Source organism: Bifidobacterium oedipodis (assembly GCF_012932425.1).
Taxonomy (GTDB): Bacteria; Actinomycetota; Actinomycetes; order Actinomycetales; family Bifidobacteriaceae; genus Bifidobacterium; species Bifidobacterium oedipodis.
The window spans coordinates 137,474-160,607 of the sequence record NZ_JAAIII010000002.1 but is presented as its reverse complement, the minus strand read 5'-3'; the positions used below and the strand labels follow the sequence as shown (position 1 = coordinate 160,607).

Here is a 23,134-nt window from a genome sequence, read left to right as displayed (position 1 = left end):
CAGCATATTTGGACATGAACGCCGGGGCGGCCACCTGATTACAGGGTGGCCGCCTCGGCCTATCCATTATCGGCCATTATCGGAAAGGTGGATCGATGCCCTCGTTCGTGAAGACCACGCGCGCACCGGAACCCAAACGCCACGACTTCGCCGCCGGGGAGACCGGGCGCGGGCCCGGCGTCCCGTCCCAGGGCCTGGCCAACGATCCTCGCGCCGGCCAATGGGATGGGCGAAACATGTCCGCCCGGATGATTGCCGACTACAAAACCTTCATCGTTACCGACGGCGAGGGCGTGCGCAACTCCCTGTATGTCTCTGGCTGCCCGTTCCACTGCATCGACTGCTTCAACGCTTCGATCTGGGATTTCAAGGCCGGGCACGAATACACGCAGGCGCTTGAAGACAGGATCATCGACGATCTGCGCCCCTCATATGTGCAGGGCCTGACCTTCCTTGGCGGCGAGCCGATGCTCAACACCCCGGTGCTACTGCCGTTGGCACGACGCATTCGTGCCGAGTTCGGCCAATCCAAGGACATCTGGGCATGGACCGGATACACATGGGAGGAACTGATGCGCGAGGGCGAAACTCCTGACAAGCACGAACTGCTGGGCCTGATCGACGTGCTTGTGGACGGACGCTATCTGAAGGACAGGAAGGATTCCCTACTGCAATTCCGTGGATCCTCGAACCAGCGCATTCTTGACGTGCCCGCCTCACTGGCCGCAGGCGAACCGGTCATTTGGGCCCGATTGCACGACCAGGAACGCGACATCCCCGAAATGTACCTCAAAGACCGCGAAGCCGGAGAAGGTGCCCAAGCCAGCTAAATTTGCTTTTGGATTGAGCTACGGCGCAGTTTCAGTCTGCAGTGGATATTGGATGGCTTGCGGTATGGCGGGCATATACCGATAGCCATACTTTTGCAGGGTTTTGTGGCTGTTTACTGTTGCCTGTGTTTAATAGAACATATGGCGCATATCAGCCGGTATACGCGACATAATGTCTCTGGTCGTCAACTGAATTTCCCTTTCAGGAATGAACATGGTTGTTGTAGCCGAATTGCCCCATGCCTTATGGCACAAGTTGACCAGTTTTTCGCCGTCGATAAGCAGAACACCAACTTGGGCGGCATAGGCAATGGCATCAGATGAGAATGAACTGGTCGTTATCAGCATCATTCCTTGCGCATGCTCGGTCATGTTCGCCCCCTGCAGTTTTTGGACTACGGGACGTCCAACATGATGCTTGCGGTCATAGCACTTGCATTCTGCGATGTATGTTGTGCCGTTGGGATGGCGCAATTTCAAATCGAATCCGCCATCACGTGTTGGTGGCGTGGGCTGCGCGCTCCATCCCAACGTTCGGAATAGTTCGGCACAAAATGGTTCGAAATTCGCCGGATTGGTTTTGAATTGTGCCACGATACCATCAACACTGGTTGTTTGGCGGCGAGCTTGCAACTGACTGACCAATTGCTGCCGCTTGTGTGCTTCCTCTCGGCAATATCCAACGGCGTGACCTGCGGTGCGAAGATTCGTTACCAGTGCATACCCGATAAAAGGATCGTTGCATTGCAGTGACCATTTTCCTATCCGAATGACGGTAGGCGTTTTTAATATACGGTTGTTATTTGTTCTACGGTCTCGTGTGCCATCTCTTTTGGCAGCTTCCCATCGGGGATATCCGAGAGTGAATCCTCCGATTTGCATAGATTGACCTGACCGACGTATACGGAAATTCGATGGTACCTTGACAGAAAACTCCCTGCTGAAACGTAAGCGTAGAATTGCCTGCCAAATTATATATGCGATCCACAGAATTACAGTGATCGCAAAAACCGCAACGACAACTAGAAGGATTCCCCATAACGGTTGCGAGTGAATCAGATTAAGCAAAACATCCATATAAGCATCCATGTAATCTCTCCTTACGATTTGCCGTCAATCTTACTGCTGATATCCTCTTGACGAGTCCCAATGGCGTGGCTGCGAGGTATTGTCCGCTAATTTGGCGAGTTCACGGCACTTTTATGGGAATAATCCGTAAGAAGTGCCGACAGCGTCATACAAAATTACAGCAAGGTGATATCGCACGAGAACTGATATATTCATGTGTATTTTGCAATGGTAATTTTATGGCGCGGTGGCAATGAGGCTTAGATCAATGACTGCGTTTATTGATTGATATACGGACTGTGCGGTTTTCTGATCAGTAGCTGGAGCAATATATGTGCCAGCAATACCACCGGTTTCACCTTTGTTGCCAAGAATGATTACTATCGATTGTCCATCGGCACTAAGCGCAGCGGTAAAAGACGTAAAAGCATTTTCTGATGCGTCATACATCAGGGAAGAAATTTGTGTTACGGTCCCATCGGATTGGTGCGCTGTGTCGGCGAATGCGCTCTCTAATTTGGCATGATTAACCAATACTGTTGAGCCCGCGCTATCTTTTAATGTGAATGTTCCATTGAATTGAGGTCGACGAAACAAGCGATGATATTGCTCTCCCTCTAATTCAACAATATACTGCGAGGATTCTTGGGCATCAGCACTTGAGCAATATGCTTCAGCGGATATATTCACCTTACTGTCAGGAAAAGGAATAAACCACAATGCGACCAACACAGCAACTACTGCTATTACTCCAGCAATAATTCGCCGCCGACTAGTCTTATGGTTTTGCATCATCATGATTTACCTCTACCGGTGTCAGAGGAACAATAGCAAAATTAAAAGATTCTTGGGAAAGGGATATGAGCTGAGTGCTACAGCTACCAATGCTGCAATAGTTGCGAATATAGATAGATTGTCATTCTTGAACCCCTTCTGTCTGCTGCAGTGCCTCACTGCACTGTTGAGAGAAGTATAAGCTATGTAGAACAAATATGCAAGATTGTGGTATAAAGGCGGGTAGCGACGTGAGCTGTGTAGTGGCTTTGTCTTCTCCGTGCTGACGCTTGGCCATATTTATCCTTGTATATCTACCGTAATTACGGTATTTGAGGATTTCCCAGTGTCTGGTGCCTAGGTGAGTGACATAGGAGGGGGCACGGCGAGTCATCATCTTGTCTGCGGGGATGCTGATACTGAATACGGTTTTTGTTTCTTTGATATGCCAGAGGAAACGTCGTGGAAAGGGACAAGCGAATTGGTGATTCGATAGGTTGACGGGAAAGGGCGGATGTGCACGTTGAGGCGCACTGCCGCGTCGTCCGTGCCAGCCTTTCGCTGTCCCGTCGCCCAATCGGGTTCAATTACGTATGCAATAACGTATTGTTGATATCGGCAGTGCGCCTTGTTATACAAGGAATCACTTATGTCACGCCCCATAGTACTTACACTGTCTCATTTGTCGTATACCTACCCCGATGCGCCAACTCCTCTGTTCGAAGATGTTTCGGCCACATTCCCGATCGGTTGGAGTGCCATTATCGGTGACAATGGTATTGGCAAAACTACGTTGATGCGATTGGCTATCGGGACTCTGCGGCCGGATTCAGGCACGATTTCGCCGGCTCCGGAATCGTTGGTGGTTGCCTATTGCCCGCAGCATATTGACTTACCTCCGGCCAATCTTGAGGATTTTGCCTCCGACTGGTCGCCTGAAGCGCTTGCGGTGCGTTCCGCGCTTGGCATTGACGATGATTGGTGCTGGCGGTGGGGGAGTCTGTCAGGAGGTGAAGCCAAGCGATTGCAGTTGGCCTGCGCCTTCACGGCCCGTCCTGATGTGCTGGTGTTGGATGAACCGACTAATCATGTGGATGAGCCCACGCGGACCGCCATCATCAACGCAATGCAATCGTTCAAAGGCGTGGGATTATTGGTTTCGCATGACGTGGAACTGATTGACACGATCGCAATTCAATGCGTGAGTTTCGAGCGTCGTCATACGGCTGGTCGCAATATCACGGTGTTGAAAAGTTGGCCAAGTGGCTGGTCCGCAGCCGCCGAACAACGTGAACGACAGAACGAATATGATGCCAAACGATTACAAACGGCCAAACAGGAGATGCAACGACTTGCTTCAGTGAAAGCCAATCGTTTTGCGGATGTACAAAAGACATTGGCCATGCGATCCAACGGCAGAAAGATTGATCCCAAGGATCATGACGCCCGTGCGGCACAGAAAGGGCTGCATGATGGTCATGTGGATAGAGCCGCTGTTAAACGGTATCGGCAACTGGATGGGCGATTGGCAGATGTGCGTCAGAAAGCGGAACGTCTCACGGTTGCTGCCAAGCGTTATAACGGCGATATTTGGCTTGATGTGAGTCCGTCGCATCGCAACGAATTAGTTCGATTACATTCGGGAATTATTCGATATGGTTCGACCGATGTGATTGAGGTGATTGGTGGGCGTGGCGATTACGTGCAATCTGATACTGACCATTTCGTTGACGCTGGTTGTGCTGTGGATCCGGCTCGTTGCGCTCGACTGTTGACTGATCCTGATGGTCGTTGGCAAATTGAACCACCGGAATCCGGTCTTTCGTCAGGTTTGGAAGGTCTATACATTCCGACGCTATCGGTTGGACCTCGTGATCATATTGCGTTGATTGGTCCAAATGGATTGGGTAAAACCACGTTGGTCGACGCCATGCTGGATGAAATTCCCTCTGATATTCCAGTGCTGATGATTGCTCAAAACACCACTGCGGATGATGCTAAAGCTGCATTGGCGCGGTTAAGCAAGCTCCAGACTGTCGACCAATCGCGCGTATTGGCCGCGTATGCTCAGCTCAACGCTGATCCCGATCGTCTGTTATTTGGCGAAGCGCCGAGTCCAGGTGAACTGCGCAAACTGTTGCTGTGCTTGGGGCTGGCGGCCAAGCCTTCGCCGCAGTTCATTATCATGGACGAGCCGACCAACCATCTTGATCTGGAGTCTAAGCAATCTCTTGCCCGCGTGCTCAAAGATTGCCCCATTGCCTGGCTGATCGTCACCCACGACCATTGGTTCCTAGACAAGTGCCTGTAGGTCGTTACGGCTGTGCCCGTGGATTCAATGCTGATTATGACTTGAAAGCGGGTTGATATCTGTTAGCTTGGCAGGCTCGCGGCACTTTTATGGGAATAATCCGCAAGAAGTGCCGCGAGCAGATCGAAATAGAAGTCTACGCGGCACTTCTTGTGGCAACTCCACGAAAAGTGCCGCCTAGGAGGTCAAATTGACGTGCTGGCGGCACTTTTCGCAGAAAAAGCCGTAAGAAGTGCCGATAGCGTCATGCGAAATACGAGGAGTTGGGCAGCATGTCAGTTGTCGCAAGATTTGCGACAACTGTTGCTAACGGTAAGCTTCGTCAAGCTGTGCACGTAAGGTGTCGCGTCAAATGCGACGGATATAGAAAAGTCTCCTTCCTTGTCCGGAAGGAGACTGAATGATTCACGTAGTACAAGGTTTTGAGAACCACAATGGTGGTAAAACGGGTGTACTTACGCATAGAAAAAGCCTCAAAACGGCTTGATTCCGCCGTTTTGAGGCTAACATCTATCAGATGTGGTAGTAGAGCTCGTACTCGAGCGGGGTCGGCGAGAGACGAGCCTGATCGATTTCGTCGCGCTTGAGGCCGATCCAGGTTTCGATCAGATCGTCGGTGAACACGTCGCCGGCGGTCAGGAAGTCGTGGTCTTCCTCAAGGGCATCCATAGCCTCGGCCAGGGAGCTCGGCACCTGCTTGATGCCAGCGTGCTCTTCCGGCGGCAGCTCGTAGAGATCCTTGTCCACGGGCTCCGGGGGCTCGATGTGGTTGAGGATACCGTCGAGGCCAGCCATGAGCTGAGCAGAGAAGGCGAGGAACGGGTTGCAGGAGGGATCCGGAGCGCGGAACTCGATACGCTTGGCAGCCGGGGAAGTGCCAGCCAGCGGGATACGGATGGCGGCAGAACGGTTACGAGCGGAGTACACCAGGTTGACCGGAGCTTCGAAGCCCGGCACCAGACGGTGGTAGGAGTTCAGCGACGGGTTGGTGAAGGCCAGCACGGAGGAGGAGTGCTTGATCAGGCCGCCGATGTACCAGCGGGCCAGATCAGACAGGCCAGCGTAGCCCTTCTCATCGTAGAACAGCGGCTTGCCGTCCTTCCACAGGGACTGGTGGCAGTGCATGCCGGTGCCGTTGTCGCCAGCCATGGGCTTGGGCATGAAGGTGGCGGACTTGCCAGCCAGGGCGGCGGTCTCGTGCACCACGTACTTGTACTTCATCAGGTCATCGCCTGCGTGCTGCAGGGAGTTGAAGCGGTAGTTGATCTCCTGCTGGCCAGCGCCGGCGACCTCGTGGTGGGAACGCTCGAGGATCAGGCCGACCTTCTGCAGGTTGGCGACCATGTCGTCGCGCAGATCCTGGGTGTGGTCGATCGGGGGAACCGGGAAGTAGCCGCGCTTGACGCGGTTCTTGAAGCCGATGTTCGGGGTGCCGTCGTCTTCGGTGTCCACACCGGAGTTCCACGGGGCTTCGATGGAGTCGACCTCGTAGAAGGAACGCTGCATGGAGTTCTCGAAACGCACCTTGTCGAAGATGAAGAACTCGGCTTCGGGGGCGAAGGAGGCGGTGTCAGCGATACCGGTGGACTTCAGGTAGGCCTCAGCCTTGCCGGCGACCTGACGAGGATCACGAGAATAGGGCTCGTCGGTCAGCGGGTCGACGATGGAGAAGGCCACGTCGAGGGTCTTGTGCTTGCGGAACGGATCGACGAAAGCGGTGGTGATATCCGGCACCAGCTTCATATCGGATTCGTTGATGGCCTGGAAGCCCTGAACGGAGGAACCGTCGAACGGCATGCCCTCGTTGAAGGCATCCTTCAGGAATTCGCTGGCCGGCACGGTGAAGTGCTGCTGAACGCCGATCAGATCGGTGAAACGGATGGAGACATATTCGATGCCTTCCTGATTGATCAGGGCCTCGGCGTCTTCCTTGGACTTGAGTTCGGTCACGGGACCGCTCCTTTCATGAGAACTTACGAAAGACAAGCATAAAATCGTGCGTTTCGCGGGCTCGAAATTTGGGTTACGAGAATGTTTCGTATTGGTTGTGCAAGGTGCATAATCCGCAGTATTCCGCCGAAACATTCGTAATGTTGGATATTGGTGGGGCTATTGGTACGTCCGTAACGTGGACAATTTCGCTTCATGGCACCCAAGGTTGCCGATTTGCTTCCGGCAGATGAACTTGGAGGATTCGACCGAACCCAACGTATGCCAAGCAGATGCAGGTAACAGCACACGTCAATACACGTCAGCGCACATAAAGAAAGGCCCCGAATCCTTCAAAGGACTCAAGGCCTTGAGATACAGGTGAGAGATTCCCGGCGAATCAGCGGCCGCGCATCGCACGACGGGAGACACGCTGCGGGTGCGTCGGATCGATACCCTTGGGAACGGCGTAGCCCCTCTTAGCCTGCAGCGTGCGCAGACGATCGTTCAGGGTGTCCTGCTCGGACTTGGTCAGCAGGAAGCGACGACGCGGGTGAATCTTGGCGATCAGCGGATTCTTGTGGTCAGTCGGCAGATAGCTCTTGGCACGGGTCACGGCCTTGCGCACATCTTTGAGGGCGACCTGCTTGGGGCCACGGCCCACGGCAATGCGATACACGGGAATAGACGAACCGGCGGTCACGCCCTTGATCTCACGCTCCTGGCGATCCATGGCCCTCATGATGCGACCATATTCGCCTTCACCAATCAGATAGATGCCGTTGATCGAAGTGCCACGCCAAATCGCATCCTTGGTTTTCGGATCGACCCATACCGGCTCCTGCGGGAAGACGAAGCCGGCCTTGTTCATATTGCCCAGCACACCGATGGCGGCACCCGGCTTGCCTTCGATCTGCTTGTATCCGACCATGTCGGCACGGCGGGTAAGCACGATGGTGGCCAGCAGCAGGCCCAGCATGATGGCGGTGATGACGGTGAAAATCCAGGTGATCACGCCCCACTTGAACACCAGGCCCAGCACCACTTCAAGAACCACAGGCAGCAGGAATGCGCCGGCCAACAGCGCCGGCAGCACCTTGTCTTCCTTGGCGGTGTACTGGTAGATTCGGATGATCTGCTTGATAGTGCTTTGCTTCTTCGGCTTCTCGTCTGCCATCAAACTTCCTTTATCTCAAACGAACACACTGGCCAACCATACTATCAGGTGCGCTGGTCCGCAGTATCGCGCGTCTTAGCGCACCTGAGATGTTATCGACGTGGGTTGTCTCGTCGGCATATTCGACTCAGCGCGTGTGCAGCGGGCGACCGTCGGCTTTGAGCAGCGCTTCGCCGAGGGTTTCGCTGAATGTCGGATGCGGATGAATCAGCCGTGCGGCTTGGCTGAGCGGCACACGATTGCCGACGAGCTGTTCGGCTTCGGCGATGATATCGGAGGCGACGGGCGCAACCATGTGCACGCCGAGCACTAGGGGAGTGTTGGGATCGGTGGCATCGCAGCCCGAAACAACGGTCATTGAGCCGGCCGTGCCGCTCATCAGCATGCGCGCGTTCGCCAGCATCGGGTAGACGGTTTCGCTCACGTCACTGAATTCGCCGCTCGCCTTCGCCTGCTCGGCGGTCAACCCGACGCATGCGGCTTCGGGCGAGGAGAACACGATCTGCGGCACGCTTGACTCATTGACCGGCGCGACGTTAGGCAAGCCGGCGATGCTTTCCGCTACAACGATGCCTTGTTCGAAGGCTCGATGTGCGAGCGCGTGGCCCACCGTCGCATCGCCCACGGCCCATACGCCCGGTTCGCTGGCACGGCCGTACGCATCGGTGACGATATGCCCGCTATCGGTAAGCTGAACGCCCCATGCGGCATCGCTGATGGGGTCGCGGCCGATGGCGGCCAGCACGATTTCGCCGAAGACCTGGGCTTCGGCAGTGTCGCCTTCGCGTGTGTAATGCACGGTGGCACCAAGGTTGGCACCGGTATCCACGTGGGTGACGTTGGTTTTGGTGATGATGGTAACGCCCTGGCGCTTGAGCTCGCGGGTCAGTGTGGTGGCGGCCCGCCGATCCCATGCCGATAGCACGCGATCCTTACGGATCAACAATGTAACCTCGCAGCCTGCGGCGTTCCACATGGATGCGAATTCGAGCGCGATGGCCCCCGCACCGATGATGACTGCGCAGGAGGGGAAGGTATCGAGCTCCAAAGCTTGGGTGGAGTCGATCAGTGCGCCGGCGAACGGATTGCCCGGCAGCGGGCGTGGTTTGGCACCGGTGGCAAGCACCACATTCTTGGCTTCAATAGTCAGGGCAGAGCCAGCTGGCTCGCCGATGCCTGCTTTGACGTAGCGCAACACATCGTGTTGCCCGGGGGAGGGCAGTAACTGCACGCTATGAACGGTGCCGTCAGCAGTCTGTACAGGGGCGGCGGCATTGAACGTGGCATTGGCACGGAACACGGTGATGCCACGATGCGCCACCAAGCCGGTCAGCCCTTTGACCATCGTATCGACCACGTGCATGCGCCAGTCGCGCAGACGGCCGAAGTCGATGCCGTCCACGCTGGTGTTAACGCCGAGTTCGGCCGCACGATGCACCGTGTCGATGGTGTGGGTGGCGGTGATCAGAGCCTTGGAGGGAATGCACCCGCGGTTCAAGCAAGTGCCGCCCAATGTGGCGTCGCGTTCGATCAACGCGACGTTCAAACCCAGCTGGGCGGCCCTCAATGCTGTGGAATATCCGCCGGGACCGGCACCGATGACTGCCAGATCGAACTGTTCGCTCACGGTTTCTCCTTATGCCCTTACGGATTCACGGGTGCGAGATTATACGGTGTTTTTAGTGGTATGCGGTATGCTGCACGCCCAAAAATCACTGCGGGAAGTGGCCGCGCTTGGCCTCACGCGGCTTGGGTAGCCTCCAGCGACGCAGCTGGATGGAACGGCTCCACGCATAGGAGAAGGAACGCGAACCCTTGGCCACGGAATGCTCACCATACTTGTCGATGAGCAGCTTCTTCAGCTTGCGCCACATCAGTGCCACATCCACGATCACGGCGATCAGATAGCCGTACATCAGCACCATCATGCCGGCGGACACCCACATGTTCGTCGGGAATATCACGGTGGCCACCATCGAAAGAATCAGAATGGCAAAGGCCACGGGAATGAACCATTCGCCGAGGTTGAAGCGGGCATCCACATAGTCGCGGATATAGATACGCCACGGCAGACGCTCGGCCTTGGGCATATGGTTGAGATCGCCCTTCTGCATCGCCTCGTATTCGGCGTTCTCCTTTTCGCGCCTGCGTTCTTTGGCGGCCTTCGCGCTGGCCTTGCGGTCGGCCGGCACCAGCGGTCGTATGCCGGCGGCCTGTGCCTGCTTCATCTTGGGGGTGGGCCGCCCTTTGCCTGCGGTGGTGGCGGTTTTGGCGGTCGATTCGGCTGCTGCGTTGCCCGACTGCTCACTCGAAGTCTGGGCGTTGTTCTTCTTGAACGGATTCCATGTCATGCTTTAAAGTTACGGTGACGTTCAGACACTTGTTCATGGGGCGTAACCATTGCAATGACGCCGCAAACTCAAGAGGAAGGATTGAATATGGCATCCCTTGCCGCAGACGAGATCCGCTTGCGCGTGGAGCGTGACTGGGATCGCATTCAGGAGGTGCTGCGCGAAAAGATCGCACTGCAGTCTGTATCCGCCCGGGGCATCACCGCCGAGCATATGAAGCGTTCAGCTGAATTCGTGGCCGAGGAACTGAGGAAGGTCGGCGTCGACGCCAAGGTTGCGCAGGCCTCCAACGAAGACGGCACCGCCGGCGCATGGGAGGTGATCGGCTCGAAGATCGTGGATCCGGCAGCCCCCACTGTGCTGCTGTATGCGCATCACGACGTGCAGCCTGTGCCCGACAAGAACGAATGGAACACTGATCCGTTCGTCGCCACGCAGATCGGCGACCGTTTGTATGGCCGCGGCGCAGCTGATGACGGTGGCGGCATTGCCATCCATTCCGGCGCGCTTAAGGCTCTTGGTGATGATCTGAAGGTGAATATCAAGGTATTCATCGAAGGTGAGGAAGAGATGGGTTCGCCCAGCTTCATCCCGTTCATCGAAGCGCATCGTGACGAATTCGACGCGGATGTGATCATCGTGGCGGACTCGGGCAACTGGTCCGCTGATATTCCCTCCCTGACCACCTCGCTCAGGGGCAACACCTGCGTGGACGTGACCGTGAAGGCTTTGGAACATCCGGTGCATTCCGGGCAGTTCGGCGGCCCGATTCTCGACGCCAACACGCTGGCGGCCATGCTGGTCGCCTCCATGTATGACGCCAACGGCGATCTCAACGTGCCGGGCGTGCTCGCCGAAGAGCCGATCGGCGGTTTGCAGCGCGATCTTGACGAAGCATCGGTGCGTGAGGATTCCGGCGCTGTGGCAAGCTACCGTTTCGCCGGCACCGGCTCTCTGGCCAGCCGCATGTGGACCAAGCCGTCCGTTACCGTGATCGGCTTCGATGCACACCCGGTGGAGGGATCTTTCAATGTGATTGCCCCTGAAACCACCTTCCGTCTTTCTCTGCGCACTGCCCCCAACCAGCGCCCCGAGGAAGCGCAGGAGGCGTTGGCCGCATTCCTTGTCTCCCATGCGCCGTTTGGTGCCGAGGTAAGCGTCGAACGTGGCGAAAACGGCATGGGCTGGGCTATGGATCCGAACGCCGTGGCCACTACGGACGCGCTCGAAGCTATGGAAGAGGCTTTCGGCGTGGCCCCGATCAACAAGGGCGAAGGCGGTTCGATCCCCTTCATCCCCGAACTGCAGCGCATCTTCCCCTCGGCTCAGGTGCTGGTCACCGGCCCCGAAGACCCGAAGGCCAATGCACACAGCCCCAACGAGTCCATCTCGCTGCCGGGCTTGAAGAACAATGTGATCACCGAAGCCCTGCTGCTTGACAAACTCGGCAAGTAGCGAATAGCTGAACAGACATATTGCTGAGCCGCCGCGCACAATCCTCGCACGGCGGCTCTTCGCATCTTCGCAAAGATTGCGCTCATTATTCCAATCGCAACCTACACATATCGCGTATTAGCAATTTGGATTGGGCCATTTGAAACCCTTATCCTTGTGCAGAGGGCGATGTGGCCTTTGATGTATTGTCCGAGAAGGGCGGTGACGAGGATGCGTGCAGTGTGTTCGAAGACGGGATTCCATGCGTCTGTTTCATGGCTGCGTTTGCTGAAAAGCGTCGCAGCCATGGTCTGTTGTCTAATGTTCTGTGTTGGTTTCTGCTCATGCTCTACCAATGCTGCCAGTGATAACAATAAAGCCAATGCCGCTAATGATGCCAGCGCTGACAGCAACTCCTCCACGGCGGATTCGTCCCAGGATTATGAACTGCCGGGAGCCGGGCAGAAGAAGGCCGAATCGCTGAATGCATACATCGACCAGATCCTCTCCTATCCCGAAACCAGCGATGGGGCGCGCGCAGTATTGGAACGCGCGAAGGCGGAAGGCGGCGTGTCCATTTCGGATTACGAGCAGGCCTGGATGAACTACAAGCAATGCCTGACCGATCGTGGGTATAAACAGATTATTCTGATCAAATATCCGAATGGCATGTATGATGAGGCAGCTCATGCCGCGGGAACGGATGCCCAGGAGCAGAAGTATCACGAAGACACCATTGCTTGTAGCGCTGATTTGGGACCAGTTGATTTGGTGTACGGCGTGCAGCAGGGCAATCCCAACCTATTTTCCAATACCAACGAAGCAATTGTCGACTGTCTGAAACGCAACGATCTGGTTCCCAAAGATTACGACGCGAAAGCCTACGCACTTGATAAGCAAAAGGAACTGGACGATCGAAGCTATGACGTGTACGACATGGAGGTAAGGGCCTGCGAGGTAGCAAATAATGTGTTGACAAGCTATCCAAGTGATCCAATCGAGCACCTGTATTAAGTATTTCTCCTTTTCTTTCTTCAAGATGCCGTTTCTGGAAAACGTATAGTCAAGGAGGGGCAGTGAACGATAACATTGGCGTAAATCGAAGATTGCTGGCCTGCGATTATGCGGTGCGGGGATTGCGGAGTTTCGTAACTGTTGCATCGTGCGTTGCGTTATGCGTTGGCGTCGGTGCTTGCGGCAACCCGCAAAACACGCCGACGCCAACATCTGATGTTGTGGACAGTCCATACAATTATGAGCTGCCGGGAGCCGGGCAGAAGAAGGCCGAATCACTGAACGCATACATCGACCAGATCCTCTCCTATCCCGAAACCAGCGACAAGGCGCGAGAAATATTGGAACGGGCAAAAGCCAACGGTGGCGTGTCTGTTTCGGATTACGAGCAATCTTGGATGGACTACAAGCAGTGCATGATCGATCGTGGGTACCAAGGGATTGTTTTAATCAAGTATCCCAATGGCATGTATGCGGAACCTGCGCACCGGAAAGGAACTGATGCGCAAGAGCTTAAACTCAACGAGGATATGCTCGCGTGCATGACCGATTTGGATCCTGTGGATTTGGTATTTGGCATGCAGCAGGGTAACCCGAGTTTGTATGCCAACGTCAGCGAGGCAATTGTTGATTGTTTCCGGCGCAATGACTTGGTTCCTAAAGATTTTACAGCACGGCAGTATTCCTTGGAACAGCAGGAGAATCCTGAAGATAGAAGCTATGACGTATACGATATGGAGATTCGCGCCTGCGAAGTTGCCAATAACGTTTTCTCTACATATATCGGAGATGAGATAGCAGAGCTCTATTAATTGAATGGCTAGGGCAGTGGAATACTGACGAAGACGGTCCAGTTGTTGTCGTCGATGTCGGTGGTGAGCTTGCCACCATGGCGTTTGAGGATTCGACGTTGTGCATCGAGGCCATGTCCGCTGTGCGGTAGCGGATTATCGCCTGTGTGAGGAAGGGGATTGAATTCGACGATTTCCATGGAATCTGCGTTAACCATCACTGACACGGTGTATTGGGATTCTCCGCGTGCATGGCGCGTGATATTGCCGTACAGTTCATCCAACACACCCGTTGCCAACGTCAAGCTCCGGGACGAGACGCTGCCGACGTTGGTTTGCAGCAGTGAGCTGCTTCCCTTGAAACCCAATGATTGCAGCGTGTCGTCGTGACGTTGCATCTGTTGGCGCAATACGTCGAGTGCATGCGGATCGGATGAACGGGCGTGGTTGTTGGTATCGCGTTCATCCATTGCCATGACTGTCTGATCGATATCGTGCGCGGCCTGCGCGCTGTGCCCAAGCTGATCGATGATGCGATGCACATTATCCAGCGCGGTCAAAGCGGACTGATTCACCAAATTCCATGATTCGGTGTTCGTGGAGTCGAGACGCATCTGACGTTGTGCCATGCGGGCGATATATGACAATTGCCCGGTCAGCGCATCATGAAGCTGATCAGCCGTGTCTATATCGTGCAACATGGCCTTGTTCTGTTCTTCGACGATTGCCACGCGCCGTTGCGAGGCAATCTGGCTTTCTCTCCAGCGAAGCGAGCATCCTCCCAGCGCCGCCAGAGCGAAAGATATTGCGAATGGGGGAAGGCTGATGAATGCTTGCAGATTCAATGGCACCAGTGCCGGCAACGCTTGTGTGGCGCACATCAGCACGGTGATTGCGGCGCTGATGGCGTTGTTTGTTGTATAAGACAGCATGGCGATGGCGAAAACCTCACCGGTGAGGGAGGGCGCCCCCATGGAGTCGGGCAATAGTATTTCAATAATCGGCAGACTGATGAGCGCCCAGTATGATAGGCGGGGCAACAGCAACGAGCTGGCAATGAGCACACATTGTGGGACAAAGAAATAGCTTGGTCTGGAATCCGTTGCCGTTTCCCAAATCATCACCAGCAAAACCACCACAGTGATCAGGCACATATAAGGGTGCTGCCGGAGCGTGGACAGCCTGTGCCGAATATGCCAGGCGATGTTACTTATCACCACAGAACCACCATAGCCAACTCGGGCAATGAACCTCAAGAACAGATACGCTGAAAGCGTCGCGCGAGGGGTAGGAATACGCATCTTGCACAGGCGGAGCAATCGGCTGCAGCGCGAAGACAACCGTCATCAGAATGGACGCTACTTGCATAGAGGCTCCTTGAATGTGGGAATTATCGGGATTACTGAAGGGTATCGGAACGGTTCAGCCATCGGGAAACGGCTTGCCGGGAGGTGGAGACACCGAGTTTTTCATTAATGTGCTGCATATGCTTGCGCACGGTGCTTTCGGCTATGCCGGTGTGCTGGCTGATTTCGCGATCCGTGAGTCCTTCATCGGCACACAACGAGATGATTTCCTCTTCACGGGCGGTCAGCTGGTTGATGCCGCTATATTCGTTTTTCAGGCGCACATATGCGGTATAGGGCTCCTCGAATCCCTCCAGCGAGTGCCCCTGCATGACCTGGCGAATGGCTTGGCCCAGTTTGCTTTCGTCGCTTTTGGTCACCAGCCCTTGGGCGCCGGCCTGTTTGGCGGGGGTAAGGTATCGGTTCAAGGAAAAGCTGGTGACGCACAGTATGGGCAGGTATTTGTTCCTTTGCCTGATGCGGCGGCAGACGCTGGAACCCTGAAGACCTTCCAGCGACATATCGAGCACGAGAAGATTCAGTTTCGTGGATGATGAGGTGCAGTAGTCCACCGCGTCCCGCCCGTTCGTGTAGGCATTGGCCACGAATGCCTCCGGCACGAGTTCCACGATAAGCGTGCGCAGGGAATCCAACGCTCGCTCGTCGTTATCCACGAGCGCTATACGCCATTGGTACTGCGACGTTTTGCCTCGCGGTGACGGTTGCATTGGTTCCATCGTCTTCCCTCACTGCCCGATGAATTGAATCGCCCCTACTGCATACCACGAAGCACAGTCTCACAGCAAGCTTCATATACACAAAAATGGTATATATCGATACACAATATTGGCTATAGGGATAAAGATGATTTGCTGCTATGGCAATACCATAACTATATGAAGCCATTGAAGTCTTCGTATCAATGAAGGTGCTGGACTGTACACGATGCCTAAGTAGGAGCAGAGATGAGCTATCGAAGAGAAGCTCGGCGAAAGGTTGCCGTCATACTTGTGGCGGCGACCTTCTGCATAGGAGCACAAGGTTGTTCAAATGCCGATCAAGGCTCCGAACGCTCCGGTGGTGTGGTTTCGCAGGCGCGAATGGCTGCTTCGATATCGGAGTATGCCCAGCAATGGCTTGATTGGGCTGTTGCCAACGATGTGCAAATTGGCCAGGAACAGAGAACTTCAATTAATCGAGTTATCGAGACCGGTGAAGTGGACGTTTCCGATTATGAGGCGGCATTGGACGGATATCGGCAATGTATGTTGGATCGAGGATACAAGGAGATTGTTTTTGCCGATCTTGGTGATGGTCTGAAAAAGGAGGCGCAGCATAAGGCTGGCACGAATGCGCAAGAACAGAAGTATATGACTGATCGCTTATCGTGTAGCGACTACCATTCCTCAGGAATTTCCAACATATATGAAATGCAGATTGGCAATCCGCAGCTGTATCAGGATCACAACGAGGCGATTGCGGATTGTTTGCGGCGCAAACAGGTAGTGGATGCATCGTATACAGGCGAAGAGTTTGCGAAGGAAGAGGAATCATATGATCACAATATGCAGTCTGGCAGTGGTTCAGAGTCCTGGACGTTCTCTTTTCCCGAAGATTCGCCGGCTGCCAATCAGTGCATGGCAAGCAATGGTTGGATGATAAGCAAGGTGACGGATTTGACTGAGCAGCTTTGGTGATTGTCGCCGGATGGCATTCCCAGTTGTAAAACGACGATGGCGAGTGCTCGCATCCAACTGACTAAACTGGAATATGGGATTAGCTGCAACGAAGCGAGGAGGGGCATGATGGGATTACGGAAGGGAAGGAGCGGCAGGCGTGGGAAAGCGGCCGGTGGTATGCGTCGGCGTGGTATTGGTCTGCCATGGTTGCTGGTTGTTGTGGCTTTGGCGGTGTCGCTGGCCGTGGGGGCGTGCGCCTTGTGGATGCCCGATCGTGCGCCGGCGCTGCTATCGGCCCCGCGTGAGGTGACCAGTGCGCCGGCATCGGTGCAGGATTATGCGGGATCCCAGCAGGTGACGGTGGTGCCGGCCTTGTCCGGGGATCGGGAACTGTCAGGCAACGCTTCGGGCATGGTCACAGGCGACTGGGCCGATGACGGACTCGTCTCCGGCAGGGCGGCATACAAAGTGAACGATAGGGCGGTGGTGGCGCTGGCCACCGCGACTCCGTTGTATCGGAACCTGGCCGTGGGCGATAAGGGCGATGACGTTCTAGCATTGAACAACGAACTGAGTCGGCTGGGCTACAATGCGGTGCCCGGTTCCGATACATATTATTGGGCCACGTCGGATGGATGGCGTCAATTAATGGTGGATAACGGCAATGAGTCGGATGGTTCCCTTTCCTTGTCGGATCTGCTGTGGATTCCAGGGGCGCAGGTTGCGGTTACCGGATGGCAGGCCGTTGTGGGAGCGAATGTGGCGGCGGGCCAGTCGGTCGGTCAGGTGCCGGGCAGTATTCTTTCGCTGACGATTAAAAACGGACAACCATCCGAACAGGATCGCACGCTCACGGTGTTTGGGCAGACCACAACGTTGCCGGCCGGTTCGATTGGAATCACGGATGCAGGATTTTTGGCGCAGGTGGCGGCAAGCGATGAGTTCAAGATCATGCCCGCAGAGGCCTTGTCTGCTGGATTGGATGCGTCGTTGTCACTGACCGCGCCGATGACAGTGGTGCGGGTGCCGGCCGCTGCGGTGTTTGGTGTGGATGGTACACGCGGATGCGTTGCCACCGATGATGGCACGGTGATCGGCGTGCGGATTATTGGCTCCCAGTTGGGGGCGAGCCTGGTGGAGCCTGAAGGTGTGTCTGCCGACTCACTTACCGAAGTGGGGCTGGGTTCGGCGATTGCCAATGCGACGTGCCCGGCCCCCGGCGAGTGAGAGGGGCTTGAGCATGTATGTTGCGGTTCATGATCTGGCACATCGGTTCCCTGGCACCGATGTGCTGTTCGAGCATGTGGAATTCAGACTGGATCCAGGCCAGACGGCGGCCGTCTGCGGGCCGAGCGGCTGCGGCAAATCCACACTGTTGTCCATTCTGGCCGGCTGGGAGAAACCCACGGCCGGTTCTGTGGAACGCTCCGACATTGAACGGGTTGGCTGGGTGTTTCAGAACCCGTATGGGGTGTCGGGGCGCACCGCGTTGGACCATGTGGTGTTCCCACTGCTGACCAAGGGGATGACGCGGCGCGAAGCCGAGCCGCAGGCGCTGGAAGCGATGGGACTGTTCGATTTGCAATATGCGGCCGATCGCAGGTTCTCGGAATTGTCGGGCGGCGAGGCACAACGTCTGATGCTGGCGCGTGCGGTGTGTTCCAAACCGGACATGCTGCTGGTGGACGAGCCCACAGCGCAGTTGGATACGCGTACCGCACATTCAGTGAGCCGGGTATTGGGGCATTTGGCCGGGCAAGGCATGATCGTGATCGTTGCCACGCACGATAAAGACACTAGGGATGCCTGCCAGCGTGTGATCGACCTGGCCGAATGGGCACCGGGGGACAAGGAAGGGGATCGAGAAGGGGAAGGAACAGCGCAGAAAGAGACGGTGCAGGAGGCGGCGCAATGAAGTTTCGTTCTTTGCTGTCTGAAGCGATGCGCAATATTTCCTGCGGCACCGCAGGAGCAGCCGCGCTTATGCTGGCCGTGCTATTCGGCGGCACGTTATTGGGCGGTTGGGAAGCCTGGTCGGTAATCGAATTGGAAGGGGAGGCGGAATCGCGCATCGCCGCCAACGCCGATGTGAAAACCGTGCTTGGCTCGCCGATTGACGGCGTTGCCTGCGATCGTCTCAGCCGGGGAGCGGGGGATTCGGGACTTTCGCAATCCGGTGCCATGCGTGCGGGCCAACAGGTTACGCCATTGTCCACGCCGGGGCGTGACATCGCCTCCTACGAGGTGACCGCAGGCATGCTGGGTCTGCTGGTTACAGGCGATGCCAATGCAACCGTGGATGCCTCGGGCGTATGGGTGTCGAACGATGTTGCGCAGGATTTCGGATTGGTGCAGGGTTCGCGGTTTGAAACCGATCGTGGCGTTGTGCGAGTGGCTGGCGTGTTCGATTGGCCCAACGATGGGCGAGACACGCGCTTTACCTATGCCATCATCACGCCGGTGGCCGCTTTGGGCGGCACCTTCGAGGAATGCTGGGCCAAGCAATGGCCTGCAAGCGACCAGTTGGACATGCTGCTGTATTCCACTGTGATCTCCGACGGCGGAAGCTCCCAAAGCATGGCTGGTGTCACCCAACTCAACAAAGGCTTCGACTCGCACTATGATGCCCAATCCTCATACGCCTTACGCATGACGCGGTGGATGCCGTTCGTCGGCGTTGGGCTCGGCCTGCTGATCGGGGTGATCTCGGTGCGCCGACGCCGGCTGGAATACGCGGGCGCGCTGCATGTGGGGCAGACCAAGGGTGCGCAACTGCTGGGCATCATGATGGAAACCTTGGTATGGAACGGTGGCGGACTGATCTGCTCGACGGCTCTACTCACCGCATTGGCCATGCGCTGGTCGCCCGGCAGTCCGGAACTTGTGCTGCTCGCCGCCGTGCGCACTCCACTTGCCATATTCGCCGTAGTCATGCTCGCATCCCTGACCACCGGCCTGACCATACGCGAATCGCAACTCTTCCGCTACTTCAAGAACCGGTGACATGGAAGTGGGGGCCGAGAAATTTCTCGGCCCCCACTCGTAGTTTTCGGCGGTTTATTCAAACCAATTGGTTGTTGGTTCTCCTTCTCTGGGATAGAAATAATTGTTGGTCACGAAACAGGTCACCACGTTGATGTCATCGCGATTGAAGCTGTATTGCTGACTGGATCTCTCCTTATTAAGGGTGCTGGAAGTGTAATCACTGGGAACGAGATTATTCCTTCGTAAACAGTCGACAATGGCTTCGTCCTGATTGGTGTAGAAATTGACGTTTCCGATTTGGGCATTATATATTTGCGCGATCGTATCGATATCGGCATAGCATTGCGCCTCATCGCTTAATGCTTTGTTGTAGGTAAAGGTGTCGTCAATCATTTCGCTGGCGACGCGTTGGTGAACACCGTTCGCCAACGTATCCACTATCACATTGCTATAGCCTTTATCGGTCATACATTGCTTATATGTTGACCAAGCGCTTTCATAAGCGGTGACGGAAACCTCTCCTTCCTGCTTCGCATGTTCCAGCGCTGTTTTTTCATATTCAGAGATGATGGCGCTTTGATTCAGGTAGTAGTCGATGTATTCGCTGATTGAATGCGCGTACTGCGCCCCAAGATCAGTTTCGGGAGCTACTTCGGACTGCTGACTGTTCTGGGAAGAGGCGTTGGCATCTTCGTGAGGGGATGCGGTAGACTGCGATGAGTTTGGTTGCACGGTGGAAGAGCACGCGGACAGCATGACCATGATTGCTATAGGTAGAGAAAGCGCCGTGGCAAATCGCCGTGTTTTCCGAGGTGTATATCCACTGGTATCGGTGTGTTGTTTTGGCATTTCCCTAGCCTTCCCCTCTGCGGCATGAATGAAGGCGTCGCTGCCTTCCTTCCATATATCACAGTGTAGTGGTGTGAGTTGGCTTTGCACAACGCAACAATGCACATATGTGTATGCGGCGGCATCGGTTGATTAGCATGCGTTGGTTCGGATCAATGTGGCAGATGAATGGTTGTGACTCTTGCCTTTTGGGGCGGGGTTGCCTTATAGTCGGGGAGTTGACACGGGAGCTGGTATGAGGCCGGCTGAGAGGAGACGTGAAGTCTCGACCGATGGAACGTGGCCGGGTAATGCCGGAATCACGGAATTGTCGCTCTTATTCACCCGTGCCTGAACACACCCGCGCGGGGAGTGTGCGTCATCGTGCGCCACGCGTCCCGCACGAAAGAGAGAAAAGGCACACTATGTCGCAAACTGTGGCCAAAGCCAACTACAAGTGGCGCGTCGTCGATATCGTCGTCGCTGCCGTGATCGCCGTGGCATCGGGCGTTATTTTCTGGGGATGGGATGTGGTCAGTGCCGCTCCGCTGACCCTGTTCGAAAGTGTGACCCCGGGCTTCGAAGGACTGCTTAACGGATTCTGGCTGTTCGCCGGTCCTCTGGCGGCCATCATCGTGCGTAAGCCGGGCGCGGCCCTGTTCGCTGAAACACTGGCTGCGTTCCTTGAGCTGATCCTCGGCAACCAGTGGGGTGTCGGTGGCTCCCTGATCGTGGGCATCATGCAGGGCGCATTCGCCGAAGTCGGATTCGCCATCTTCGCCTACAAGAAGTGGACCGTGCTGTCCACCGCACTGTCCGGCGGCTTCGCCGGCATCGGCTGCTGGCTCTACTACTGGCTCACCCACCCGGCGTGGGGCCCGCTGCAGGTGGTGATCTACCTGATCACCTCCATCATCTCCGGTCTGGTGTTCGGCGTGGTGATCTGGGCTCTGCACAGGGCCATTGCCGCCACCGGCGTGCTTGATCGTTTTGCCTCCGGTCGCGAAGAGGCTCGCGTCTGATGCAAACACAACCGGCCGCCGTTGAAGCCAGCGGTTGGGGATGGCGGCACGCAACGCGCAAGGATTTCGCGTTGCGTGCCGTCGACTTCACCATTCATCCCGGCGAACGCGTACTACTGCTCGGCGCTTCGGGCGCAGGCAAAAGCACGCTGATGGCCGGTCTTGCCGGCGTGCTCGGCGGTGACGAGGAAGGAGAGCAGGAAGGTTCGCTGCTGATTGACGGCGTGGACGCACGCGAGGCGCGCGGCCGCGTCGGTCTGGTATTGCAGGATCCGGATTCTCAGATCATCCTTGAACGTTTGGGCGATGACGCCGCCTTCGGCTGCGAAAACCTCAACGTGCCCCGTGACGAGACATGGCGTCGCGTGCGTGAATCGCTGGAACTGGTCGGTCTTGGCGGACTTGATCTGAATCGCTCCACACGGCACCTTTCCGGCGGACAGCGCCAACGGCTCGCCCTGGCCGGCGTACTGGCCATGCAAACCGGACTGCTGCTCTTGGACGAGCCCACTGCAAACCTCGATCCGCAAGGCGTGGTCGAAGTGCATGACGCGGTCAAACAGGTGCTTGAAGCAACCGGGCAGACGATGGTGGTGGTCGAACATCATATTGACGTATGGCTTGATTTGGTCGACCGTGTAATCGTGCTCGGCAAACCCGATGCCGACCATCCGAACGGCGGCGTACTTGCCGACGGCAAACCCAAAGACGTGTTCGCCGCAATGGGCGACACGCTCGCGGCCGGTGGCGCATGGGTGCCCGGTCGTGCCATTCCCAACCACCGACCTGCGCCTCGCGGCAATCGTGAGCATGGCAGTGGCCGCAAACCGGTGCTTTCATGCGACAATCTGAGCTTCGGGCGCGGCAGCGCGTTGGGCACCGGCATCAATCTTGACTTTTATTCTGGCGAAGTGACGGCACTGATGGGGCCGAACGGTGCCGGCAAATCCACATTCGCACTGACCTTGGCCGGACTATTGCCGCCACTTGACGGCCGTGTCCTGGCCGGCGACGAACTGACATTGCCTGCTGCCGCAGGCGTGAACGGACGGCTGTTGCCCCGCGCTCGCAAAACGAACGGGCGTGAACCAATCAACTGGTCCAGCCGTGAACTGCTCGGGCGCATCGGCATGGTGTTCCAGGAACCGGAACATCAGTTCGCAGCCAATTTCGTGCGCGACGAAGTGGCCATAGGCCCCAAAAGCATGGGCAACAGCGAACAGGAGGCGTTCCATATTGCCGACCAGATGCTGGAGCGCATGAATCTCACGCGTTTTGCCAAAGCGAATCCCTACACGCTTTCTGGCGGGGAGAAGCGGCGGCTGTCCATGGCTTCCATGCTTGCCGCCGCACCCGACGTGCTCATTATGGACGAGCCGACCTTCGGGCAGGATTTCACCACATGGACTGCAATGGTGCGCCTGATCGCGGCCATTCGTGACCAAGGTGCCTGCGTGATCGTGGTCACCCATGACGAAGCGCTTGTCGAAGCCTTGGGCGCGCGGCGCATCCTGTTCCAGGAGGTGCAGTCGTGAACGGTATGGTGCATAACGCGAAGGTTGACAATACTATGGCGCAGCATAAGGCGGGTGCCG

General features: G+C 56.2%; 20 protein-coding genes. 11 read left to right on the top strand and 9 right to left on the bottom strand.

What is annotated here, in order from left to right:
- Positions 1-95: 95 nt before the first annotated feature.
- Complete coding sequence (gene nrdG, locus G1C95_RS03980; protein WP_169171666.1) at positions 96-830, top strand: anaerobic ribonucleoside-triphosphate reductase activating protein; 735 nt, start codon at positions 96-98, stop codon at positions 828-830.
- A 129-nt stretch (positions 831-959) separates the two neighbouring features.
- On the opposite strand, the gene G1C95_RS03975 is transcribed toward nrdG, so the two are convergent.
- A complete protein-coding gene (locus G1C95_RS03975; RefSeq protein ID WP_169171665.1) occupies positions 960-1,919 on the bottom strand; it encodes a restriction endonuclease in 960 nt (319 codons plus the stop codon).
- 216 nt (positions 1,920-2,135) lie between these two features.
- Positions 2,136-2,696 (bottom strand): hypothetical protein, encoded by a 561-nt coding sequence (locus G1C95_RS03970; RefSeq protein ID WP_169171664.1) that lies wholly within the window; start codon positions 2,694-2,696, stop codon positions 2,136-2,138.
- 625 nt (positions 2,697-3,321) lie between these two features.
- Here G1C95_RS03970 and G1C95_RS03965 point away from each other — a divergent pair.
- Positions 3,322-4,983: an ATP-binding cassette domain-containing protein gene (locus G1C95_RS03965; RefSeq protein ID WP_205832699.1), complete on the top strand. Its 1,662-nt coding sequence runs from the start codon at positions 3,322-3,324 to the stop codon at positions 4,981-4,983.
- Positions 4,984-5,496: 513 nt separating this feature from the next.
- Here the strand turns inward: G1C95_RS03965 and glnA are convergent.
- From glnA to G1C95_RS03945, 4 genes are all read right to left on the bottom strand, one after another.
- Positions 5,497-6,933: a type I glutamate--ammonia ligase gene (gene glnA, locus G1C95_RS03960; protein ID WP_169171662.1), complete on the bottom strand. Its 1,437-nt coding sequence runs from the start codon at positions 6,931-6,933 to the stop codon at positions 5,497-5,499.
- Positions 6,934-7,312: 379 nt separating this feature from the next.
- A complete protein-coding gene (locus tag G1C95_RS03955) occupies positions 7,313-8,089 on the bottom strand; it encodes a DUF4191 domain-containing protein (RefSeq protein WP_169171661.1) in 777 nt (258 codons plus the stop codon).
- A 127-nt stretch (positions 8,090-8,216) separates the two neighbouring features.
- Entirely contained in the window at positions 8,217-9,716 is a 1,500-nt protein-coding gene (locus G1C95_RS03950) for a dihydrolipoyl dehydrogenase family protein (RefSeq protein ID WP_169171660.1), read from the bottom strand.
- A gap of 85 nt (positions 9,717-9,801) precedes the next feature.
- Positions 9,802-10,440 carry a DUF3043 domain-containing protein gene (locus tag G1C95_RS03945; RefSeq protein ID WP_169171659.1) on the bottom strand — a complete coding sequence of 213 codons (639 nt, stop codon included), beginning with the start codon at positions 10,438-10,440 and terminating at the stop codon, positions 9,802-9,804.
- An 87-nt stretch (positions 10,441-10,527) separates the two neighbouring features.
- Between G1C95_RS03945 and G1C95_RS03940 the strand changes: the two genes are divergently transcribed.
- The 3 genes from G1C95_RS03940 to G1C95_RS03930 all read left to right on the top strand — a co-directional run bounded on the left by G1C95_RS03940 (position 10,528) and on the right by G1C95_RS03930 (position 13,700).
- Positions 10,528-11,895 (top strand): dipeptidase, encoded by a 1,368-nt coding sequence (locus tag G1C95_RS03940; RefSeq protein ID WP_169171658.1) that lies wholly within the window; start codon positions 10,528-10,530, stop codon positions 11,893-11,895.
- Positions 11,896-12,096: 201 nt separating this feature from the next.
- The gene (locus G1C95_RS03935; RefSeq protein WP_205832698.1) at positions 12,097-12,888 is read left to right on the top strand and encodes a hypothetical protein; all 792 of its coding nucleotides are present in this window, start codon (positions 12,097-12,099) and stop codon (positions 12,886-12,888) included.
- A 62-nt stretch (positions 12,889-12,950) separates the two neighbouring features.
- Positions 12,951-13,700, top strand: a complete 750-nt coding sequence (locus G1C95_RS03930; protein ID WP_169171656.1) for a hypothetical protein — start codon at positions 12,951-12,953, stop codon at positions 13,698-13,700.
- Positions 13,701-13,708: 8 nt separating this feature from the next.
- Here the strand turns inward: G1C95_RS03930 and G1C95_RS03925 are convergent, their stop codons facing one another.
- Together G1C95_RS03925 and G1C95_RS03920 are read right to left on the bottom strand one after the other, a co-directional pair.
- A complete protein-coding gene (locus tag G1C95_RS03925) occupies positions 13,709-14,899 on the bottom strand; it encodes a sensor histidine kinase (protein ID WP_169171655.1) in 1,191 nt (396 codons plus the stop codon).
- Positions 14,900-15,078: 179 nt separating this feature from the next.
- Positions 15,079-15,762: a response regulator transcription factor gene (locus G1C95_RS03920; RefSeq protein ID WP_240947411.1), complete on the bottom strand. Its 684-nt coding sequence runs from the start codon at positions 15,760-15,762 to the stop codon at positions 15,079-15,081.
- A gap of 228 nt (positions 15,763-15,990) precedes the next feature.
- Here G1C95_RS03920 and G1C95_RS03915 point away from each other — a divergent pair, with 228 nt between their 5' ends.
- From G1C95_RS03915 to G1C95_RS03900, 4 genes are all read left to right on the top strand, one after another.
- Complete coding sequence (locus G1C95_RS03915; RefSeq protein WP_169171654.1) at positions 15,991-16,722, top strand: hypothetical protein; 732 nt, start codon at positions 15,991-15,993, stop codon at positions 16,720-16,722.
- A gap of 105 nt (positions 16,723-16,827) precedes the next feature.
- Positions 16,828-17,931, top strand: coding sequence for a hypothetical protein (locus G1C95_RS03910; protein WP_240947410.1), 1,104 nt, complete (start codon positions 16,828-16,830; stop codon positions 17,929-17,931).
- A gap of 13 nt (positions 17,932-17,944) precedes the next feature.
- Entirely contained in the window at positions 17,945-18,619 is a 675-nt protein-coding gene (locus G1C95_RS03905) for an ABC transporter ATP-binding protein (RefSeq protein WP_169171653.1), read from the top strand.
- Positions 18,616-19,707, top strand: a complete 1,092-nt coding sequence (locus tag G1C95_RS03900) for a hypothetical protein (RefSeq protein ID WP_169171652.1) — start codon at positions 18,616-18,618, stop codon at positions 19,705-19,707. The genes G1C95_RS03905 and G1C95_RS03900 overlap by 4 nt, the downstream gene beginning before the upstream one ends.
- Positions 19,708-19,761: 54 nt before the next feature.
- Here G1C95_RS03900 and G1C95_RS03895 read toward each other — a convergent pair whose 3' ends face one another.
- Entirely contained in the window at positions 19,762-20,538 is a 777-nt protein-coding gene (locus G1C95_RS03895) for a hypothetical protein (protein WP_169171651.1), read from the bottom strand.
- Between the two features lie 404 nt (positions 20,539-20,942).
- Here G1C95_RS03895 and G1C95_RS03890 point away from each other — a divergent pair, with 404 nt between their 5' ends.
- On the top strand, positions 20,943-21,539 hold the full coding sequence (locus G1C95_RS03890; protein WP_169171650.1) for an ECF transporter S component: 597 nt from the start codon (positions 20,943-20,945) through the stop codon (positions 21,537-21,539).
- On the top strand, positions 21,539-23,074 hold the full coding sequence (locus G1C95_RS03885) for an ABC transporter ATP-binding protein (protein ID WP_169171649.1): 1,536 nt from the start codon (positions 21,539-21,541) through the stop codon (positions 23,072-23,074). Before G1C95_RS03890 ends, G1C95_RS03885 begins: the two co-directional genes overlap by 1 nt.
- Positions 23,075-23,134 lie beyond the last annotated feature (60 nt).

Bases quoted from the DNA above. Each gene is read 5' to 3' on its own strand.
- G1C95_RS03915 (WP_169171654.1), top strand. From the start codon at position 15,991: ATGAGCTATCGAAGAGAAGCTCGGCGAAAGGTTGCCGTCATACTTGTG.
- G1C95_RS03890 (WP_169171650.1), top strand. From the start codon at position 20,943: ATGTCGCAAACTGTGGCCAAAGCCAACTACAAGTGGCGCGTCGTCGAT.
- G1C95_RS03905 (WP_169171653.1), top strand. From the start codon at position 17,945: ATGTATGTTGCGGTTCATGATCTGGCACATCGGTTCCCTGGCACCGAT.
- G1C95_RS03885 (WP_169171649.1), top strand. From the start codon at position 21,539: ATGCAAACACAACCGGCCGCCGTTGAAGCCAGCGGTTGGGGATGGCGG.
- G1C95_RS03965 (WP_205832699.1), top strand. From the start codon at position 3,322: ATGTCACGCCCCATAGTACTTACACTGTCTCATTTGTCGTATACCTAC.
- nrdG (WP_169171666.1), top strand. From the start codon at position 96: ATGCCCTCGTTCGTGAAGACCACGCGCGCACCGGAACCCAAACGCCAC.
- G1C95_RS03940 (WP_169171658.1), top strand. From the start codon at position 10,528: ATGGCATCCCTTGCCGCAGACGAGATCCGCTTGCGCGTGGAGCGTGAC.
- G1C95_RS03945 (WP_169171659.1), bottom strand. From the start codon at position 10,440: ATGACATGGAATCCGTTCAAGAAGAACAACGCCCAGACTTCGAGTGAG.
- G1C95_RS03910 (WP_240947410.1), top strand. From the start codon at position 16,828: ATGATGGGATTACGGAAGGGAAGGAGCGGCAGGCGTGGGAAAGCGGCC.
- G1C95_RS03895 (WP_169171651.1), bottom strand. From the start codon at position 20,538: ATGCCAAAACAACACACCGATACCAGTGGATATACACCTCGGAAAACA.
- G1C95_RS03900 (WP_169171652.1), top strand. From the start codon at position 18,616: ATGAAGTTTCGTTCTTTGCTGTCTGAAGCGATGCGCAATATTTCCTGC.
- G1C95_RS03920 (WP_240947411.1), bottom strand. From the start codon at position 15,762: ATGGAACCAATGCAACCGTCACCGCGAGGCAAAACGTCGCAGTACCAA.
- G1C95_RS03975 (WP_169171665.1), bottom strand. From the start codon at position 1,919: ATGGATGCTTATATGGATGTTTTGCTTAATCTGATTCACTCGCAACCG.
- G1C95_RS03955 (WP_169171661.1), bottom strand. From the start codon at position 8,089: ATGGCAGACGAGAAGCCGAAGAAGCAAAGCACTATCAAGCAGATCATC.
- G1C95_RS03970 (WP_169171664.1), bottom strand. From the start codon at position 2,696: ATGATGATGCAAAACCATAAGACTAGTCGGCGGCGAATTATTGCTGGA.